Source organism: Nesterenkonia aurantiaca (genome assembly GCF_004364585.1).
GTDB classification, from domain to species: Bacteria; Actinomycetota; Actinomycetes; order Actinomycetales; family Micrococcaceae; genus Nesterenkonia; species Nesterenkonia aurantiaca.
Window position 1 is genome coordinate 619,670 of the sequence record NZ_SOAN01000001.1, and the last position, 17,383, is coordinate 637,052.

General features: G+C 66.1%; 20 protein-coding genes. 11 read left to right on the forward strand and 9 right to left on the reverse strand.

Going from position 1 to position 17,383, the window contains the following annotated elements:
* Window positions 1-90 precede the first annotated feature (90 nt).
* Together EV640_RS02750 and thiE are read left to right on the forward strand one after the other, a co-directional pair.
* Window positions 91-645, forward strand: a complete 555-nt coding sequence (locus tag EV640_RS02750; RefSeq protein WP_133725719.1) for a type 1 glutamine amidotransferase domain-containing protein — start codon at window positions 91-93, stop codon at window positions 643-645.
* A gap of 168 nt (window positions 646-813) precedes the next feature.
* Window positions 814-1,524, forward strand: a complete 711-nt coding sequence (thiE, locus tag EV640_RS02755) for a thiamine phosphate synthase (protein ID WP_208292161.1) — start codon at window positions 814-816, stop codon at window positions 1,522-1,524.
* Here the strand turns inward: thiE and EV640_RS02760 are convergent.
* From EV640_RS02760 to EV640_RS02785, 7 genes are all read right to left on the reverse strand, one after another.
* Window positions 1,421-2,248, reverse strand: coding sequence for a LysR family substrate-binding domain-containing protein (locus tag EV640_RS02760; RefSeq protein ID WP_133725721.1), 828 nt, complete (start codon window positions 2,246-2,248; stop codon window positions 1,421-1,423). The genes thiE and EV640_RS02760 overlap by 104 nt on opposite strands.
* A 16-nt stretch (window positions 2,249-2,264) precedes the next feature.
* Window positions 2,265-2,468: a hypothetical protein gene (locus EV640_RS13665; RefSeq protein ID WP_208292162.1), complete on the reverse strand. Its 204-nt coding sequence runs from the start codon at window positions 2,466-2,468 to the stop codon at window positions 2,265-2,267.
* Between the two features lie 33 nt (window positions 2,469-2,501).
* Window positions 2,502-2,723, reverse strand: a complete 222-nt coding sequence (locus EV640_RS13670) for a hypothetical protein (protein ID WP_208292163.1) — start codon at window positions 2,721-2,723, stop codon at window positions 2,502-2,504.
* Window positions 2,724-3,352: 629 nt separating this feature from the next.
* Window positions 3,353-3,733, reverse strand: coding sequence for a cupin domain-containing protein (locus EV640_RS02770; RefSeq protein WP_133725722.1), 381 nt, complete (start codon window positions 3,731-3,733; stop codon window positions 3,353-3,355).
* 790 nt (window positions 3,734-4,523) lie between these two features.
* Complete coding sequence (locus tag EV640_RS02775) at window positions 4,524-5,519, reverse strand: heme-dependent oxidative N-demethylase family protein (RefSeq protein ID WP_133725723.1); 996 nt, start codon at window positions 5,517-5,519, stop codon at window positions 4,524-4,526.
* Window positions 5,516-6,451 (reverse strand): PDR/VanB family oxidoreductase, encoded by a 936-nt coding sequence (locus EV640_RS02780; protein ID WP_133725724.1) that lies wholly within the window; start codon window positions 6,449-6,451, stop codon window positions 5,516-5,518. The genes EV640_RS02775 and EV640_RS02780 overlap by 4 nt, the downstream gene beginning before the upstream one ends.
* The gene (locus EV640_RS02785; RefSeq protein ID WP_133725725.1) at window positions 6,448-7,032 is read right to left on the reverse strand and encodes a dimethylamine monooxygenase subunit DmmA family protein; all 585 of its coding nucleotides are present in this window, start codon (window positions 7,030-7,032) and stop codon (window positions 6,448-6,450) included. The genes EV640_RS02780 and EV640_RS02785 overlap by 4 nt, the downstream gene beginning before the upstream one ends.
* Window positions 7,033-7,297: 265 nt before the next feature.
* Between EV640_RS02785 and EV640_RS02790 the strand changes: the two genes are divergently transcribed.
* From EV640_RS02790 to EV640_RS02820, 8 genes are all read left to right on the forward strand, one after another.
* Window positions 7,298-8,512, forward strand: coding sequence for an ammonium transporter (locus tag EV640_RS02790; protein WP_208292175.1), 1,215 nt, complete (start codon window positions 7,298-7,300; stop codon window positions 8,510-8,512).
* 11 nt (window positions 8,513-8,523) lie between these two features.
* Window positions 8,524-8,862, forward strand: a complete 339-nt coding sequence (locus EV640_RS02795) for a P-II family nitrogen regulator (RefSeq protein ID WP_133725727.1) — start codon at window positions 8,524-8,526, stop codon at window positions 8,860-8,862.
* Window positions 8,863-9,046: 184 nt separating this feature from the next.
* The gene (locus EV640_RS13795) at window positions 9,047-9,442 is read left to right on the forward strand and encodes a type I glutamate--ammonia ligase (RefSeq protein WP_243832199.1); all 396 of its coding nucleotides are present in this window, start codon (window positions 9,047-9,049) and stop codon (window positions 9,440-9,442) included.
* The gene (locus EV640_RS02800) at window positions 9,439-10,371 is read left to right on the forward strand and encodes a hypothetical protein (protein ID WP_243832211.1); all 933 of its coding nucleotides are present in this window, start codon (window positions 9,439-9,441) and stop codon (window positions 10,369-10,371) included. Before EV640_RS13795 ends, EV640_RS02800 begins: the two co-directional genes overlap by 4 nt.
* Window positions 10,372-10,400: 29 nt before the next feature.
* On the forward strand, window positions 10,401-11,315 hold the full coding sequence (locus EV640_RS02805; RefSeq protein WP_133725728.1) for a class II glutamine amidotransferase domain-containing protein: 915 nt from the start codon (window positions 10,401-10,403) through the stop codon (window positions 11,313-11,315).
* Window positions 11,312-12,007, forward strand: a complete 696-nt coding sequence (locus EV640_RS02810; protein WP_133725729.1) for a GltB/FmdC/FwdC-like GXGXG domain-containing protein — start codon at window positions 11,312-11,314, stop codon at window positions 12,005-12,007. The genes EV640_RS02805 and EV640_RS02810 overlap by 4 nt, the downstream gene beginning before the upstream one ends.
* Window positions 12,008-12,043: 36 nt before the next feature.
* Complete coding sequence (locus tag EV640_RS02815; protein ID WP_133725730.1) at window positions 12,044-13,384, forward strand: FMN-binding glutamate synthase family protein; 1,341 nt, start codon at window positions 12,044-12,046, stop codon at window positions 13,382-13,384.
* A gap of 8 nt (window positions 13,385-13,392) precedes the next feature.
* Window positions 13,393-14,040 (forward strand): HutD/Ves family protein, encoded by a 648-nt coding sequence (locus EV640_RS02820; protein WP_166645851.1) that lies wholly within the window; start codon window positions 13,393-13,395, stop codon window positions 14,038-14,040.
* Here EV640_RS02820 and EV640_RS02825 read toward each other — a convergent pair.
* Together EV640_RS02825 and EV640_RS02830 are read right to left on the reverse strand one after the other, a co-directional pair.
* On the reverse strand, window positions 14,012-15,220 hold the full coding sequence (locus tag EV640_RS02825) for an allantoate amidohydrolase (protein ID WP_133725732.1): 1,209 nt from the start codon (window positions 15,218-15,220) through the stop codon (window positions 14,012-14,014). The two genes, EV640_RS02820 and EV640_RS02825, sit on opposite strands and share 29 nt — an antisense overlap.
* 16 nt (window positions 15,221-15,236) lie before the next feature.
* The gene (locus EV640_RS02830; RefSeq protein WP_133725733.1) at window positions 15,237-16,385 is read right to left on the reverse strand and encodes an FAD-dependent oxidoreductase; all 1,149 of its coding nucleotides are present in this window, start codon (window positions 16,383-16,385) and stop codon (window positions 15,237-15,239) included.
* Between the two features lie 120 nt (window positions 16,386-16,505).
* Here EV640_RS02830 and EV640_RS02835 point away from each other — a divergent pair, with 120 nt between their 5' ends.
* The gene (locus EV640_RS02835) at window positions 16,506-17,360 is read left to right on the forward strand and encodes a LysR family transcriptional regulator (protein WP_166645852.1); all 855 of its coding nucleotides are present in this window, start codon (window positions 16,506-16,508) and stop codon (window positions 17,358-17,360) included.
* Window positions 17,361-17,383: the final 23 nt, after the last annotated feature.

Here is a 17,383-nt window from a genome sequence, read left to right on the forward strand (position 1 = left end):
GCGCGTTGCCATCGACCAGCGCCACCGGTTAGATTCCACAGGTGCAGCGGGCCCTCATGGACCTGACCACCGATTCCAAGGAGCATCATAATGGCTGAGAATTCACCACAGATCACCGGCAAGACCATCGCACTGCTGGTCACCGACGGCGTCGAGCTGCCGGAGCTCACGGAGCCCATCGCCGCCATCAAGGCCGCCGGCGGGACCGCCAAGATCGTCTCCCCCAACCAGAAGTCCCTGCAGGCGATGGAGGGGGACTGGAACCACTCGGACCATTTCGACGTCGACGTCCAGCTGGGCTCCGCCTCAGCAGCCGACTACGACGGGCTGGTCCTGCCCGGCGGCACCCTGAACGCTGACAGCCTGCGGATCAACGAGGACGCCAAGACCTTCGTCTCCGCGTTCTTCGCCGCCGAGAAGCCCGTGGCTGCGATCTGCCACGGATCTTGGATCCTCACCGACATCAAGCAGGTCAAGGGCCGCCGGGTCACGAGCTACCCATCCCTGAAGACTGACCTCACCAATGCTGGCGCCGAATGGGTGGACGAGTCAGCCGTGGTCAGCGATCGCTTGGTCACCTCCCGGACCCCCGATGATCTTGATGACTTCAACCAGGCGTTCCTGACCCTGGTCTCCAAGGCCTGAACACCCGGCCTCGGCCGACGAGCTGAAGGCGAATAAACGCTGCGGCCAGGACCTGACATGGGTCCTGGCCGGAGCTCTGAGTCCTGGCCTGCCCCGCGATCTCGGATCTGAGTCGCTGCACAGCCCCCAGGGGTGCCCTACTGTGGAGACATGAAGGACACTGAGGCCATGGCACACACTCCGCACCCCTCCCACATGGGCCACCTGCGCCGTGATCGCCTGGTCTCGGCCCGGCTCTACGTCTGCACCGACCTGCAACGCTTCATCACCCGCCCGGAGGCCGGGCCGGTGGATGAGCTGGACTTCGACGCGATGCGCGAGTTCTTCGTCGCGTCCTACACCGGCGGCGTGGACATCATCCAGATTCGCGATAAGGGTGTGGCGGTGCAGACCGAGATCGCCGCGCTGACCCTGCTGCGCCAGGTCGCCAATGAATACGGCGGGCTCTCTGCGGCGAACGATCGCGCCGACGTCGCGTTGATCACCGGGGTCGACGTCTTCCACGTCGGCCAGGATGACCTGACCACGGAAGAGGCCAGAATGGTCCTGGGCGACGATGTGGTCATCGGCCGCTCCTGCCAGAGCATCGAGCAGGTCCAGGAGGCCGATTCCGACATCGGCCTGGACTACTACTGCACCGGGCCGATCTGGGAGACCCCGACGAAGCCGGGCCGCGCCGCCGTCGGACTCGAGCTGCCCGCCCAGGCGGCGAGCCTGGAGAGCTCGAAGGTCTTCTTCGCGATCGGCGGGATCGATGAGACCAACATCGGCGAGGTCACCGCGGCCGGCGCCGACCGCGTGGTGGTTGTCCGCGCCGTGACCCAGGCTTCTGACCCGGCCGCGAGCGCCCGGGCGCTGCGCGAGCAGCTGCCCGCTTAGGGCTGGGCTTCTGCTTCGACTCGGGCTTCGCACCAGAGGCCGACCCGGACTTCGAGTCGGACTTCGACGCGGACTTCGGCTCGACGCCGCTGCTGATCTCGCTGCGGCCGCTGCCGGGCTTCCGCCCGCGCGCCACCCCGATGAACTCTTGGATCACCGGACCGTCGGCCTCGCGGAGCCAGGCCAGGCCCACGTCGTAGCCGGGAATGCCCTCGATCTCGCGGATCACGATGTCCCGGCGGGCCAGCATCCGGGCCACCGAGTTCGGCAGGAGCACCAGTCCGGCACCTGAGGCGACAACCTCCAGTGCCATCCGCTCACCCGCCGCGAGATCGGCTCCCTGCTTGGGTGTGTGGACGTCCTCGGCGGCGGTGGTCTGCTCCGGCTCTGCTGCGGGGCGCATCTCTTCCGGGTCGAAGAACGGCTCCGCGGCGATCTCCTCCCAGGTCACTGAGCTCTCGGCGGCGGCCACCCAATGATCGCGGGAGGCGCAGACCACTGGGGCCTCGCGGTAGAGCCAGACCCTGTGCAGGTCCTCACCGGTGGGAGCCGGCGTGTCCTCGGGAAACCGAATGTAGCCGACGTCCACGGTGCCGGCACGCAGCCGCTCCAGCTGACCCGCCTCGTCGAAGCGGTCCACGCTCAGCGCGAAGTCCGGGTACCGCTCGCGCCAGCGCGTCACCCATTTGTCCGGCGTCGCACCCGGTATGGCTCCCAGTCTCATCGGGCCAGTCTACGGATCATAGGGAGGACGGAACCTCGGCTGCCCAGAGATATTCGGCCGAGCTGTCATCCAACGCATCCACCCACGCAGTGTGGTGCGGGACCGCCTGAGTCTGCGTCATGACGGAGCGATGACATCGATCTCGGTAGGTGAGGATGTTCTCCGTCTTGTCGTGCTTCCATTCCAGGAAGATCTCGACGAGAGCAGCGAGATCGAACATCGGATAGTCCGTGAGTTCGATCAGGCCCCGAATCTAGTCCGCCTGGAATTCGACGTTTTCGCGCACCGTCTGGATCCGGTCCAGCCGGGCCAGCCAGCGTTCGACGTCCCGACGACGCTCCTGGGACCCGGGCAGCTCCAGACGGTCCCGGACGAGGTCCCGGACCAGCCATGCCTGGGCGTCGAACATGTTGAAGGTGAACCACTGATCCTGCATCTCCAGGTAATGGATGTGCGGGACCTCCTCAGAGAGCACACCCTTGTAGAGCCTGGGTGTTCGGTTTCTGCAGCCTGATCTCCCGCTCCAGGAACGGAAAGTGACGCCGGTAGCCCGTGGCCAGGATGACGGCGTCGAAGCCACGCGTTCTCCCGTCGCGGAACTGCGCAGTGCGCCCCTGGAAGCGCTCCAGCAGAGGCCCCTCCTCGAGGGAGGGCGGCCGCGCCGAAGCCCAGCGACTCGGTCCGGTGGCTGGACCCCACGACGAGCACGTCCTTCCCGTCCAGGCCCTCCGCCCCGCGGAAGACATGCGCGTGGACCACCGATCCGGGGAAGGACTCGATCCCCACGAAGAGCGTCACATTGGGGAATCAGAAGTGCCCCGTGGCGACGACGGCGTCGTCGAAGTGTTCTGCCGACTCCACCTGAGTGGGGAGGTGCTCCGACGTGACGAGGAACCCCTCCCGGGTTCTGCGGGACAACGCTGCGCACGACGGTGGAGAATCGCACCCAGTCCCTGACCCCCGCCCGAAAACAGACCACTTCGGGGATCTCGAGGCCCTCTGCCGCGGCCGAGGCGAAAGCGCGGAGCTGTGCCTTACCGCTCGGACGGGCGCCGATCACTGCTATGCGCAATGTCGCTGGGAACTCCTCAGCGGCCTCGCGGCCTACGCCGCGAAGTCACGGTCACCGGTGAAGAATCCCAAGGCATAGTCGTCCGTCTCAAACAGGACAGGGGTGCCCTTGGGGAAGAAGAGGATCTCACCCTCGTTGGCCACCACCTGCTCGCCGGTCTTCAAGTCGGTCAGCTTGAACTGGCCCTTGACGACGTATTTCATCTCGTCATAGGTGTACTCGTACTCAAGCGGCTCCCCGGCCTTGAGCTCGAAGAACCCGCTGCACATCCGGGCACCCGCTGGGTTCATCAGGGCATCACCGATGAACGCCTCGACTCCGGGCTCCTGCATCGAGGGGATGTTCGCCTTGGCCCCGGTCACCTTGTGGATGGATCCGGTCTTGGTCATGTCGCCTAACAGCTGCTGTTCCATGGTTCCTCCTGAGTGGATTGCTTCTTTGTGAGTGCCAAAAGGTCTCAGCGGGTGTCCGCCTGGCTGACGAAAAGGGCCAACACCTGGTCCGGTGAGAGTCACCGGTAGGCCTGGATCGCGGTGGTGCCCCTGAGCTCAGACCTGCCCCGACCTCCAGCAGCGCCTCATCATCACGGCTGGCGAACCCGTGGTGGCACCGGTGGGCTCCGGGACGTCTTCCACCATGACTTCGCCATCTGCGTCGTCGCTGCTCAGGGTGGTGTCCGTGCGGTCGGTCCGTCCCTCGGGCGAGTAGAGGTAGGCAGACTCCAGCTGCTCTCGAAGATGAGATGCATCGGTCCAGCCGCTGGGTGAAAGCTGGACCCAAGGCAGCTCTCGCGCCGCCGACGGCGCCGCGAGCACGACTCGGGGTTCGGGAGCCTCAGGAAGCAGCACGCGGGTGATTCCGCGATCGGCGAGCGCGCCGAGCAACTCCTAGGGATCTGCCGGCAGGAAGACCTCGCGCCTCGGAGGCCAGGCCTCCATGGCGCAGAAGTCCCCGAGGCTCGCCCGAGATGGAAGAGGAACAGAGGTGGATACGGATCACGCCGGGGACTGGGAGCCGCCTCGCAGGACAGGGCCGCCCCGAGCTGAATCAGGATGCCGGCGCCCACGGGGGCGGTCATCACGACCCCGAGTCGGTCGTGGCGGGTCCAGCCTTGGAAGACATCCTCTGGCCGGCATGCCTCACCCTCGCGCCGGGCGGCGAACAACTCCGATCGGCAGAGGATCGAGACCTGCATACCGCGCCTCAGTCCTTGTCCAGCACCCGGTCGGAGAGCCACTGCACGGCACGGTCGCGGTAGCCGATGAAACCCTTATAGTCAGCCATGTCCTCAGGGAGCTCCGCCAGCACCGCACGGAGTCGAGCTCGCCAAGGCTCGACCTCTGCAATGGCCTCCAGGGGCAGCAGGTACGTGCGGATCAGGAACATGACAGAGCCGGATTCGGGCAGGCGCACCAGATGCTGGACCTCCACCCGCAGATGGACTTCAGCCCCGAAGGCGTCGTCGTCCACGGTGAGGATCCGGGTCCGATCCGGCCCCCACTCGGGATAGGTCTCTGTGGAGACGTCCAGTCGGCGTCCTACCGTCAGTGACCAGTTCGTCCGACGGTAGGGCTCATCTGCCTGCAGGCGCATCAGGAACTTCTGCGCGCGTGCGATCACACCGGCCTGATGCACGCGTGGCACCGGTCCGTGGATCTCGAGGAAGCTCATGCCCACGTCGAAGCCGAAGGACCAGTCGGCGGCGAAGGTGACCAGCCCCGCGTCCACGTACAGCTGACCTTCGCGCTGATCGAGCAGAGCGATGTCCTCCTGTACCTGGGCGCCGATGAACTTCAGCGGCTCCGCGGGGAGGGTCGCGTCGTCTCCGTAGGTGAACCGTTCTTCGATGCCCAGCAGGCGGTTGGTCCAGACGAAGGCCTCACCCTCGCGCCCGAGCGTCATCTGCTCCGGGTGGGCGAACGCCAGTTCCCGCATGATCGTGAGCATCGCGTCCCAGGCGGCGGGGCGCATATGCGGCAGGACCTGGAGTCGGGAGGGGTCCCTGGCGAGGACGGCCTGACGTTCAGCGAGCTCGCGGGCATACTCGCTGTCGATGTGGACGACGCCCTCACCCCACTGCCCGGCAGAGGTCTCCACCGCAGCAGCGGCGCGCTCGACGTTGGTGGAGTATCGATAGGTGTCCTGGGGAAAGGGGAAGGGAAACGTGCTCACCAGGTCAGATGCCACGACGGTGTTCATAGCGGAACCTCCAGAACATCCGTTTGCGCCCGAGAGACGCAGCACATCAGGGAGTCGTTGGCCGCCTTCTCCTGGTCTTCGAGGTAGTGATCTCGGTGCAGCGGCGTGCCGGCGGTGACCGGGATGCGGCACTCCCCGCAGAAGCCCTGTCGACACAGATTCGGAACCGGGATGCCGGTCTCTTCGAGCGCCTCGAGCATGCTTCGTCCCGGCGCTACGGTGACGGTGCGCTGTGAGTCGCGGAGGACCACCTCGAAGGGTGCCCCGGGATCCAGGGCATCCGAGCCGAAGCGCTCGGTGTGGATGCGTCCCTCCGGCCACCCCAACTCCTCAGCCCCACGACAGACCGCATCCATGAAGGCCTCCGGTCCGCAGCAGTACAGATGGGTTCCCATCGGCTGCCGCCCGAGGCTCTCCTGCAGGGCGGTGAGGAACTCTCCACGCCGGGTGAAGCACCGGAGAGATCCTGGGGCGAGCTCACGCAGCTCCTCGAGATGGGCGCCGACGCCGGGCCTGTGCGAGTAGAGGACCTCCGCCTGGTGTCCCCAACGGGCGGCTGCCCGCAGGTGGGACAGGATCGGGGTCACACCGATGCCACCGGCGATCAGCAGGTGTCTGCGGGCGTTCTGCATCGGTGGGAACATCGAACGCGGAGGCCGGGCGGTGACGAAGTCCCCCGGCCGGCGCTCGTGCAGCCAGCTGGACCCTCCTCGGCCAGTGGGCAGCCTGAGCACCGACACGGTGTAGCTGACCGGCATCTGAGAGTCGCCGATCAGCGAATAGGCATTGACGGAGGGCCCACACTCGAGCACCAGGTGGCTCCCCGGCGTGAAGGAGGGCAGCCACGAGCGGTTCGGTCGGGCCAAGGTCAGGGTCCGCACCTGCGCAGAGGCATCGGATATCGCCGTGACCTCAAGCTGCAGCGTGGTCATCGTGGGCCCTCACTGTCCGACACCGAGACCTCAGCGTCGTTCTTGTACCCCAGGAAGGCGCCCTTCAGGCGAGACACGTGATGGTGCACCAGCAGGGGGAGCTGACAGCCCCCGCAGGTGATCACCTGTGCAGCTGCTGCCTGGGTGACCGTGGTGGCCTCACAGTGAGCACAGGTCACCGGGATGACCTTCACGCTGGTGGTCCCGATGACGATCTCCGCGTCCATCAGGCCCGACTGCAGGGCGAGCGCACGAACACGAAGGACGTCTGCCAGCGCACCTGCGATCAACAGCCTCCAACCGACGACGGCGCGCTCCACTTCGACCGCCAGGGTCCGCCGCTCCTCGGCGAGGGCGACATCACGCTCTCGCTGAGATCCCGCTGCGAACGAGCCGGCCGGGGTGAACGGCAGAACCCGGTGTCGGACACCCTGGGCATCGAGACTGCTGCCCCACTCCCCAGCCACCCGGGCCGCGTCGTAGGACAGAATCGTGCACTGAGCGGCACGGGCGTCCACCGACTGCACCGTGGGCTCCAGAGCCCAGGCCGGAATGCTGGTGTGATCCAGGACCTGCGGCATCGAACCTCCAGACGGGGACAGCGGTGATTCCCAAGCAGAAACGGCGTCTTCCCATGGTGGACCCCTCCAGGTTTCAAGCGCATGACAGACGGGCGAGCATCTCGTTAAAGCTCAAAATGCGCCTTTTACTCAAAGCTTCCTCAGCTGTCACCTGAACGAAACACGCCACTGTTTACTGTCGTAATACGTTGCTTAATGCGACGACACGCCGTTCTCACCCTCGCACCCACTCGCCCTTGAATGGAGATCCGCACTGATGGCTGAAATGCAGGAACTCGCAGATGTAGCGTGGATATTGACCGCTCTCACAGTTGTTCTTCTGATGTTCCCAGGTCTTGCCCTCTTCTACGGGGGAATGTCAGGTACTAAAAACGTGCTGAACATGTTTGCAATGGTGATGACCACATTGGGAACTGTCACCATCATCTATGTTCTTTTCGGCCACGGGATGGTCGTGGGTGAATCACTTGGTGGAATCATCGGAAACCCTTTGGACTACTTCGGCATGGTGGGGCATGAGGAGGTCGGAGTCGACGGTGGATTCGCAGAGACGCTGGATCTCGCGTTCTTCACCCTCTTCGCCTGCATCACGGTCTCGATCATCGCGTCGGGGGCCATGGGTCGGATGAAGTTCTCCGCGTGGATGGTCTTCTCGGTCATCTGGGCCACCCTGGTCTACTTCCCGCTGGGCCACTGGGTCTTCGGAGATGGCTGGCTCAGTGCGAACGTGAACTTCCATGACTATGCAGGCGGCACCGCAGTCCACATGGCCTCAGGCTTCGGAGCGCTGGGCCTCGCTGTCGCACTGGGGCCCCGGAGGAACCTCCAGACTCGACCCCACAGCCTTCCCCTGGTGCTCCTCGGAGCCGGCATCCTGTGGATGGGGTGGATGGGCTTCAACGGGGGCACCGCAGGCGGTGCGAACTACGTCGCGCAGTACACCATCATGACCACGCTCTTCGCCGGCGGCACCGGCATGCTCGGCTTCATGGCCTTCGAGAAGTTCCGCGACGGCAAGGCCACCGTGCTGGGAATGTGCTCCGGGATCATCGCGGGCCTGGTGGCCATCACCCCGGCCGCCGACGCGGTGGACCCCTTCGGCGCCCTGGTACTGGGCTTCATCGCAGGCGCCTTCGTCGCCTGGGCCTGCACCTGGAAGGCCAAGTTGGGCGTGGACGAGTCGCTGGACGCCTTCGCCGTGCATGGAGTCGGCGGTATCGTCGGCGCCATGTTCGTGGTCTTCTTCGGATGGGCCACCTACACCAACGACGAACCGATCCGCGGCATCTTCTTCGGCGGCGACATCTCCCTGCTCTGGGGCGAACTCATCGCTATCGGCGTGACCTGCATCTACGCCTTCGGAGTCACGTGGATCATCGCCAAGGTCATGGACAAGACCATGAACATCCGGGTGAGCAACGAGGACGAGGAAGATCTCGACTTCAAGCTGCACGGCCAGACCGCCTACGACTACAACTGAGGAGCCGCTCCATGAAACTGATCACCGCAGTCATCCAGCGGAACAAGCTTGAGCCGGTCACCAAAGCCCTCGCGGAGAGGGGGGTCGGCGGGCTGACCGTGATGGATGTCCAGGGGTACGGCTCACAGAAGGGTCGCAAGGAGGTCTTCCGCGGCAAGACCTACGAGACCACCTTCCTGCCGAAGACGCGAATCGACGTGATCGTCCCGGCGGAGGAGGCTGAGGCCGTCATCGACACGATCGTCGCCGCAGCCAAGACCGGCTCCATCGGGGACGGCAAGGTCTGGGCGTCTCCGCTCACCGGCCTCGTGCGAGTTCGCACCGGTGAACACGGCCCGGACGCGATCTAGGCCCACCCCCAAGAAGACCTCCCTCTCAGACACTGTCAGGGAGGGTCCCTCCAGAGGTGGGGGTGTGTGCGCCCTGCACGCACCCCCACCTTTTTCACGCCCGAGATCAGTGATTCATCTGACCGAAACAATCAGGGTGTTTACTCTGGGTGTACGTTGATTCCTAACAGTGAAAGGACCCTCCATGGCCTCCCCGTCCTTGAAGGAGCTCACCGAGCAGCACCAGACCCGGTTCATCCTCGCGCTCTTCGTCGACCTCAACGGCAAGCCCTGCGCCAAGCTCGTGCCGGTGGAAGCGGTCGATCAGCTGATCAACGAGGGAGTCGGCTTCGCCGGCTACGCCGCCGGAGCCATGGGACAGGAACCCAAGGACCCGGACATCATGGCCATGCCCGATTCCTCCTCCTTCACCCCGGTCCCATTCATCCGTGAGGGCCTGGCCATCGTGCACTGCGATCCGCACGTGGAGGGCAAACCCTGGGGCTACGCGCCGCGCGTGATCCTCAAAGACATGGTTGCCAAAGCCGCCGCGAGGGGTACGAACCCCACCTGGGCGCCGAGGTCGAGTATTTCCTGCTGAAGCGGGATGCCGAGGGTCAGCTGGTGACTGCGGACGACGGCGACAACCACGCCCAGCCCTGCTACGACGCTCGTGGGGTCACCCGGATGTTCGGTCACCTCTCGGAGATCTCCGAGGCGATGAACGCCCTGGGGTGGGGCAACTACGCCAATGATCACGAAGACGGCAACGGCCAGTTCGAGCAGAACTTCCACTACGACGAAGCTCTGATCACTGCTGACCGGGTAGTGACCCTGCGCTACCTGATCACCATGATCGCCGAGAAGCGCGGCATGATCGCCACGTTCATGCCGAAGCCCTTCGCCGACCGCACCGGTTCCGGATTGCACTTCCACATCTCGTTGACCTCGGAGGGAACCCCAGTCTTTCCGCGTGAGACTCACTCCGCCCAGGATGCCCACGGACTCGGCCTCTCGGAGGACGCCTACCACTTCGTGGGGGGCCTGCTGGAACACGCCAACGCCCTGCAGGCGCTGCTGGCCCCGACTGTGAACTCCTATAAGCGGACCGGCGCGGTGGCCACCACCTCGGGGGCCTCCTGGGCGCCGCGGACGGCAACCTACGGCGGCAATGACCGCACCCACTACATCAGAGTGCCCGATGACCAGCGCGTGGAGCTGCGCGGCGGCGACGGGGCAGCGAACCCCTACCTCGCAGCCTCCGCTCTGATCGGAGCCGGCCTGGATGGGATCGAGAAGAAGAAGGACCCGGGCACCCCGGGAGACGAGCGCGAATCTTCACCCTGCCTGCCGCTGACGCTGGTGGACGCCGTCGAAGCCTTGGAAGCCGACCAGACCATCCTGGACGTGCTCAACACCGTAGATCCCGGCGTCGGCAGGTACTACAACAACCTCAAGCGTGAAGAGTTCTACCAATACCATGCGCAGGTCACCGACTGGGAGATCCAGCGCTACCTCACCGCCATCTAGCCTGCCACTGCTACAAGAAGGGAACCGCCATGTGTGGAATCGTCGGACTTCATCTACGAAATCCGGAGCTGTACCCGCGGCTGGGCGAGCTGCTCACCTCGATGCTCTGTGAGATGGAGGAGCGCGGGGCCGACTCCGCGGGGGTTGCTGTCTACGGGGACCCGACGTGGTCTCCGCCGGGAACAGTGACGGTCTCAGTGCTGGAAGCCGATCAGACCGCCGAGGACTTGATCAGCGCCGTGTCTGAGCATCTCGGAACCCGGGTCAGCGTGAAGCAGGCAGGCGCCACACAGCTGGTCAGTGCGCCCATCGATGTCGAGCTGTTGAAGCAGGCGATCCTCGACGTCGCCCCCGGCTGCCTCATCGCAGGATTCGGGCAGGACCTCGCTGTACTCAAGGGCGTGGGTCATCCCCGTGACCTCGCCGCGGAGTTCGGACTCAGGGGTGCCCAGGGGTGGCAGGGTGTGGGTCATACCCGGATGGCCACGGAGTCAGCCGTGACCCCCGGCGGATGCCACCCCTATGCCGTGGGAGACGGCCAGTGCCTGGTGCACAACGGATCGTTCTCCAACCACGCCACGCTTCGGCGGGAGCTCCAGCGCAAAGGGGTCCAGTTCGACTCACAGAACGACACTGAGGTCGGCGCCCGCTTCATCGCCGAGCAGATGCGTCAGGGCTCCACGGTTGAAGCGGCCGTGCACTCGCTGAGCGAGGAGTTCGACGGCTTCTACACCTTGCTGGTCTCCAATCGCGACTCCTTCGCCGTGGTCCGCGACGCCATCGCGTGCAAACCCGCGGTGATCGCCGAGACCGACGGCTGGGTGGCCATGGCCAGTGAGTACAGGGCGCTCACCGACCTCCCCGGCATCGACTCTGCCCGGCTCTATGAACCAGAACCCAACAAGATCTACGCCTGGTCCCGCAAGGAGGTCTCCCCGGCATGAACACCTTGACTGACAACACCACCTTCGATCTCGAGAGCTCCTCGCTGCGCGAGGTCAACCGTGCGCTGCATGCTCCGGGAGTCTCCGGCGCGAAGACCATCCTGCACCCCAGGGGGGCCCACGCCCTCGCCGCAGGCGTGAACGCCGAGCTGCAGATCACGATCGAAGGTCATGTGGGCTACTACGCCGCAGGGATGAACCAGCAGGCCGCCATCACGATCGCCGGCAACGCCGGGGTCGGAGTGGCTGAGAACATGATGAGCGGCTCCGTGCGGGTCAGCGGCAACGCCTCCCAGTCAGCCGGCGCCACGGCGCACGGCGGGCTGCTGGTGATCGAGGGGGACGCCGCGGCGCGCTGCGGGATCTCCATGAAGGGCGTGGACATCGTGGTCGGCGGCAGCGTGGGGCATATGAGCGCCTTCATGGCCCAGGCGGGCCGGCTCGTGGTCAGAGGCGACGCGGGCGAGGCCCTGGGGGACTCGATCTATGAGACCCGGATCTATGTGCGAGGCAGCGTGACCTCACTGGGTGCGGACTGCACCTCGAAGGAGATGCGCCCCGAGCACCACCAGGAGCTGGCTGAGCTGCTGGCCAGCGCCGGCTACCCGGAGGACGACACCAGTGCGTACACCCGCTACGGCTCTGCGCGTCAGCTCTATCACTTCACCGTCGACAATGCGGACAGCTACTGAGCTTCCTGCAGTCCCCTTGGAAGGAAGAACCACGACATGACTGAACAGGCCACGGCTCACGGACTCCGCGAATCCGCCACCTTTGACCGCACCACGATGGCCGAGATCCGCAGGGCGGCGTCCACCGGTGTCTATGACATCCGCGGCGGCGGCTCCAAGCGCCGGCTCCCCCACTTCGATGATCTGCTCTTCCTGGGCGCCTCCATGTCGCGCTACCCGCTGGAGGGCTACCGTGAGCGCTGCGGAACCGACGTCCTGCTCGGCACCCGCTTCGCGGAACAGGGGGTGAGGCCCATGCACCTCGACATCCCGGTCACGATCGCCGGAATGAGCTTCGGCGCCCTCTCAGGACGCGCCAAGGACGCCCTGGGGCGCGGCGCTTCCGCGGTGGGGACCTCCACCACCACCGGGGACGGAGGCATGACCGATGAGGAGCGCGGTCAGTCCAAGCACCTGGTCTACCAATACCTGCCCTCGCGCTACGGGATGAATCCGGATCATCTGCGCATGGCCGACGCGATCGAGGTGGTGCTCGGTCAGGGCGCCAAGCCCGGCGGCGGTGGGATGCTTCTCGGTCAGAAGATCACCAGCCGGGTGGCGAAGATGCGCACCCTCCCCGAGGGGATCGATCAGCGATCCGCCTCCCGCCACCCCGACTGGACCGGGCCGGATGACCTGACCATCAAGATCCAGGAGCTCCGCGAGATCACCGACTGGCAGGTGCCCATCTACGTGAAGGTCGGAGCCTCACGCACCTATTACGACACCAAGCTCGCGGTCCACGCCGGAGCCGACGTCGTCGTCGTCGACGGCATGCAGGGCTCCACGGCAGCCACGCAGGAGGTGTTCATCGAACACGTGGGCATCCCTACGCTGGCCGCCATCCCGCAGGCCGCGGAGGCGCTGCGTGAACTCGGCATGGAGCGTGAGGTGCAGTTGATCGTCTCGGGCGGAATCCGGCACGGCGCCGATGTGGCCAAAGCGATGGCGCTGGGCGCTGATGCGGTCTCCATCGGCACGGCGGCTCTGGTCGCGCTCGGTGACAACGATCCCCGCTACGCGAAGGACTATGAGGCGCTCGGCTCCGCGGCCGGGTACTTCGACGACTACCAGGACGGCACCGACCCCTCCGGCGTCACCACGCAGGATCCGGAGCTGCAGATGCGGCTGGACCCCGAAGCCGGAGGCCGGCGGCTGGCGAACTTCCTGGGCGTGATCACCATGGAGGCGCAGACCATCGCCCGCGCCTGCGGCAAATCACATATCCAGCACCTGGAGCCGGAGGACCTGGTGGCCTTGACTGTGGAGAGCTCGGCCATGGCGCGAGTTCCGCTTGCCGGGACCAGCTGGATTCCCGGTGCCGCCACAGGGTACTGATCCGGACCGTGTCGCACTACGAGATCCACGGGGTCGCCAGCCTGCCGGCGACCCCGTGGCGCAATGACCAGGGACTGACCCGTCAGATCGCGGTGGGGCACGCGGAGGACGGTGACACGCTCTGCTGGCGGCTGAGTCAGGCGGATCTGCAGGGCGACGCAGACTTCTCTGCCTTCCCCGGGGTGGAGAGGGTCTTCACGCTGATGTCCACCGGGCCCATCACGCTCTCCGTCGAGGGCGAGACCACGTGGGTCACCCGGGGTGTGTCGCGGCGGTTCCCCGGGGAGGCGGAGGTCTCCGCCACGCTCAGCGAAGGCAGACCGGAGAAGGCGCTGAACCTGATGGTCGCCCGCGGGCAGGCTCGCGGCGAGGTTCAGATCCTGAGTGCCGCGGGGAGCCTCACCCTTCCCCGGCATCACCTGGTGGCGGTGCTGGTCCTCGAGGGATCACTGGTGTTGCAGGATGGCAGAACGGTGCGCGAGATGGAGGCGATCCTTCCCACCACGCGCGCCCGCTCCGGAGTCCAGGCTCGCGACGGCCTGGCGCACCACCTCGGATCTGTCCACGCTGCCGGCGCCGGCTCGGTCACCGTGGCAGCTGTCCAGGTGCTTCCCCGCACAGCGCGGGCTATCGGCTCAGGTCCTCCAGCACGGTGACCAGCGCCAGGACGCCCTCCTCGATGTCCGCATCGCCCGCGTGCTCCGCCGGGGCGTGAGAGACGCCTCCAGGGTTGCGGACGAACAGCATGGCCGATGGCACATAGGCAGAGAGCACACCAGCATCGTGTCCTGCTCCCGTGGGCAGCAGCGGCGCCCCGGGCAGCAGCTCCTGCATCCGCTGCTGCAGCTGCCGATCGAAGGTCACCGTGGGTGAATAGGAGTTCTCGCTCATCACGGCGCTGCAGCCTTCCCCGGCTGCGATCGCCTGGGTGCGCGCCTCGATCGCCCGCACCAGGCGGCGGACCACCGCGTCGTCGAGGTGACGCACGTCCATCCACAGGTCTACCGCCGAGGCGATCACGTTGGTCCCGCCCGGGACTGGGATCAGGTTGCCGATGGTGGCGCGAGCGTCTGGGATCTTTGCCGCCTCTTCACGGACGGCCAGGATGATCTGCGCCGCGGCCACCATGGGATCGCGGCGGTCGTCCATCGGAGTGGTCCCCGCGTGGTTACCCTCACCTTCGAGTCGCAGGTGCCAGCGTCCGTGGCCAAGGATGCTGGTGGCCACCGCCACGGGCGCATTCATGTGGACCAGACCCTTGCCCTGCTCCACGTGGAGCTCCACGAAAGCGGCGATGGACTGCATTCGCTCGGGGTCCGCCCCGAGGTGTTCCGGGTCCAGTCCATGGCGAGCGGCGAGCTCCGCGAAGGTCACACCCTCCGCATCGGTCAGAGCCCGGGCCTTCTGCGGATCCAGCTCCCCGACCATGAGCCGGGAGCCCAGGCAGGCCTGGTTGTACCGCGACCCCTCCTCCTCCGGGAAGACGACGACGGCGAGCGCTCGCCGCTGAGGGTGGCCCCGCTCCTTGATCCGCGCCAAGGCGTCCACGCCGGAGACCACTCCGAGAGGACCGTCATAGGCCCCTCCCCCCGGCACCGAATCTAGGTGGCTGCCGGTGATCACGACGTCCTGGCGCTTCCCGTGCGGGGCATCCAGCCATGCCCAGAGAGCGCCGTTGCGGTCCACCTCGACGTCCAGGCCCCGAGATGCGGCCTCTCGGGTGAACCAGGCACGGAGCTCGAGCTCGGCCTCGGAGAAGACCGGGCGGCTGTATCCGCCGCGCTGCTGGTCTCGGCCGATCTCGGAGATCGCTGCGAGCATCTGCACTGCTGTCATAGGGGATGTCCTTTCCTCAATGGGTCGACCAGGGCGTCAGGAAACGCTCGGGGAGAACGGCGCGGCCGGCGTCGTCGCTGGCTGCCGAGGCGGCGGCGGCGGCGAGCACCCCGATCAGCGGAGCGAACTTGGCGCCGTGTCCAGAACAGGGGGAGACCACGGTGATGCCTTCGCAGCGGTCGAAGACGAAGTCATCCGTCGGGGTGCTGGTGAAGAGGCAGGTCGTCTCGGCGTAGGGTTCGGGCACGACCCCGGGGAGATGGCGCGCGGCGTAGGCGATCACGCGCCGACGGTTGGCCTCGTCGACGACCCCATCCTGCTGCGCGGCAGAGGGGAGGACCTTGCCTCCGTTGTACTCCGCCAGCTTATGACCGCGGAAGTCGGCGTCGCGCCCTCCGGGCAGTCCATACGTCTGAATGGCGTCGGTCTTGTGCACCAGAACCGGCCAGCTCACGGTGGGATCACGGTAGGGGAAGTGATAGGCCTGCTCCTGCCGGACCTGGAACTGTGGAAGCGACTTGAGGAAGGCCTCCGGCAGGTCCACTGCGGCCAGCAGCTCAGGCAGCCAGCCGCCGGCGGCGACGACCACCCGTTCAGCCTCCACCGTCTCGCCCGAGCCGCTCCGGATCCTATACCCCTGCGTGGACCGGGTGACAGCCTGCACCTTCCAGGAGAGCTTCACCTCTGCCCCCGCGGCGACGGCCAGCTGGACCATTCCCTCGACGGTGCGTTCCGCGTCGATCACCCCGGCCTGTGGCTGCCAGAGCACCGACGAGTCGAACGCCAGCTGTGGCCACCGCTCTTCGGCCTGACTGCAGGAGAGCACCTCGTTCTCGATGCCCTCCTTCTCCAAGATCCTGGCAAGCAGCTCCGGGTTGCGCCTCTCCCCGAAGTCCACGCCTCCGGTGGGCGTGATCAGCTTCTGACCCAGCTGAGTCTCCAGCTCCGCCCAGAGGGACGCCGACCGCCTGACCAGTGCCACGTAGTGCTGATCCGGATAGGGATACCGGAAGATCCGCGCCGAACCATGCGAGCTTCCCATGCTCCCCGCGGGGGAGCCCTGCTGTTCGAGGATCGTGACGTCATGCCCGGCGGTCGCGAGCTGCCAGGCCGCAGAGGCGCCGGCGAGACCAGCCCCGATCACTGCGTAGCGTGAGGTGTGCATAGTTCCACGGTACGAGCCCACTCAGTGCCGGTCCAATACCAATTATCAGATGATTAGACTGTTATAGAGGATAATGAGGGGGGGTCCATGGAACTCAGACAGCTCAGGTACTTTGTCGCAGTGGCAGAGGAACTCCACTTCGGGCGGGCCGCTCGACGTCTGCACATCTCACAATCGCCGTTGAGCGCGCAGATCCAGAAGCTGGAACACGAGCTGGGGCACAAGCTGCTGAACCGGACCACGCGTGCGGTCACGCTGACCGGATTCGGTCGAGACTTTCATCGCCGCGCGGCAGAGGTGCTCCACGGTGCTGATGAGCTGGCTTCAGGCCTCGGAGGAGTCTCCGAAGGGCAGGCCGGCCATGTTCGCCTGGGATTCGTAAGCTCTGCCAGCTACGCGCTTCTTCCGCGCACCATCCGAATGTTCCGGGACGCTGCGCCCGGCGTGACGCTGCACCTGGAACCGCTGACCAGCAGTGAACAGGCCGAGCAGCTGCGCGAAGGACGACTGGACCTCGGCATCCTCCGGGGACAGGAGGGCGCGACGGAGCTCCGCACCGAGGAGATACTCGCGGAAGAGATCATGGTCTGCCTGCCCGGCGATCACGCGCTCGCCGAAAGGTCCGAAGTATGCGCGCAGGAGCTCATCCAGGAACCGCTGATCTTCTTCCCCCCGCGAGAGATGCCCGGGTACGCCTCGGAGATCCAGCCGATCTTCCACGGTCTGAACTTCCCCCCGGTCTATACCCGCATCATCCAGCAGGAGACCGCCCTGGGCTTTGTGGCGGCCGGGCTGGGGATCACGTTGCTTCCTGAGTCGGTGACGGCTTTCGCGCCGTCCACCGTCTCCTTGGCACGCCTTTCCGGACGACCGAGGACCAGGATGTACGCGGCCTTCGCCCAGGGTCAACTCTCCCCCGCGGCGCAGCTGTTCCTGCGTGTCCTTCGCGACGTGGGTCAGGAGCTGCACAGCTGACTCACCGTGGCCCAGCGCGACAC

What these genes read in the sequence shown, in the direction of transcription:
- EV640_RS02750 (WP_133725719.1), top strand. Translation starts at nt 91, where the DNA reads ATGGCTGAGAATTCACCACAGATCACCGGCAAGACCATCGCACTGCTG.
- thiE (WP_208292161.1), top strand. Translation starts at nt 814, where the DNA reads ATGGCACACACTCCGCACCCCTCCCACATGGGCCACCTGCGCCGTGAT.
- EV640_RS02760 (WP_133725721.1), bottom strand. Translation starts at nt 2,248, where the DNA reads ATGAGACTGGGAGCCATACCGGGTGCGACGCCGGACAAATGGGTGACG.
- EV640_RS13665 (WP_208292162.1), bottom strand. Translation starts at nt 2,468, where the DNA reads ATGTTCGATCTCGCTGCTCTCGTCGAGATCTTCCTGGAATGGAAGCAC.
- EV640_RS02770 (WP_133725722.1), bottom strand. Translation starts at nt 3,733, where the DNA reads ATGGAACAGCAGCTGTTAGGCGACATGACCAAGACCGGATCCATCCAC.
- EV640_RS02775 (WP_133725723.1), bottom strand. Translation starts at nt 5,519, where the DNA reads ATGAACACCGTCGTGGCATCTGACCTGGTGAGCACGTTTCCCTTCCCC.
- EV640_RS02780 (WP_133725724.1), bottom strand. Translation starts at nt 6,451, where the DNA reads ATGACCACGCTGCAGCTTGAGGTCACGGCGATATCCGATGCCTCTGCG.
- EV640_RS02785 (WP_133725725.1), bottom strand. Translation starts at nt 7,032, where the DNA reads ATGCCGCAGGTCCTGGATCACACCAGCATTCCGGCCTGGGCTCTGGAG.
- EV640_RS02790 (WP_208292175.1), top strand. Translation starts at nt 7,298, where the DNA reads ATGCAGGAACTCGCAGATGTAGCGTGGATATTGACCGCTCTCACAGTT.
- EV640_RS02795 (WP_133725727.1), top strand. Translation starts at nt 8,524, where the DNA reads ATGAAACTGATCACCGCAGTCATCCAGCGGAACAAGCTTGAGCCGGTC.
- EV640_RS13795 (WP_243832199.1), top strand. Translation starts at nt 9,047, where the DNA reads ATGGCCTCCCCGTCCTTGAAGGAGCTCACCGAGCAGCACCAGACCCGG.
- EV640_RS02805 (WP_133725728.1), top strand. Translation starts at nt 10,401, where the DNA reads ATGTGTGGAATCGTCGGACTTCATCTACGAAATCCGGAGCTGTACCCG.
- EV640_RS02810 (WP_133725729.1), top strand. Translation starts at nt 11,312, where the DNA reads ATGAACACCTTGACTGACAACACCACCTTCGATCTCGAGAGCTCCTCG.
- EV640_RS02815 (WP_133725730.1), top strand. Translation starts at nt 12,044, where the DNA reads ATGACTGAACAGGCCACGGCTCACGGACTCCGCGAATCCGCCACCTTT.
- EV640_RS02825 (WP_133725732.1), bottom strand. Translation starts at nt 15,220, where the DNA reads ATGACAGCAGTGCAGATGCTCGCAGCGATCTCCGAGATCGGCCGAGAC.
- EV640_RS02830 (WP_133725733.1), bottom strand. Translation starts at nt 16,385, where the DNA reads ATGCACACCTCACGCTACGCAGTGATCGGGGCTGGTCTCGCCGGCGCC.